The following is a 415-nucleotide window of genomic DNA, read 5'->3' on the forward strand; positions in this document are numbered from 1 at the left end:
ACATTATATCATGAACGGGGGGAGAACGAATGATGTTTGATCCATTCCTTAAATTAGGGATTTCGGCCATTCTTGGCATGATCATCGGACTGGAACGGGAGTTGAAGCGAAAACCAGTCGGTTTGAAAACGTGTTTGGTCATTTCGATTTCAAGCTGCCTATTGACGATCGTTTCGATCGAGTCAGCATACGTCTTTCCGTCAAATGACCATATTACAATGGATCCGCTTCGCTTGGCCGCACAAATCGTATCAGGCGTCGGTTTTTTAGGAGCGGGCGTTATTTTACGCCGCGGCAACGACAGCATTACTGGGCTGACAACAGCCGCCATTATCTGGGGGGCGGCAGGAATTGGCGTGGCAGTCGGCGCCGGTTTCTATTGGGAATCGGCCTTTGGTGTCGCTCTGCTCATTGT

General features: G+C 49.9%; 1 protein-coding gene. It reads left to right on the top strand.

What is annotated here, in order from left to right:
• Positions 1-29 precede the first annotated feature (29 nt).
• A partial coding sequence (locus ES017_RS15530; RefSeq protein WP_171335304.1) for an MgtC/SapB family protein occupies positions 30-415 on the top strand: 386 nt, incomplete at its 3' end.

This window comes from Anoxybacillus sp. EFIL (assembly GCF_013096955.1).
In the GTDB taxonomy this organism is placed as follows: domain Bacteria; phylum Bacillota; class Bacilli; order Bacillales; family Anoxybacillaceae; genus Anoxybacillus; species Anoxybacillus ayderensis.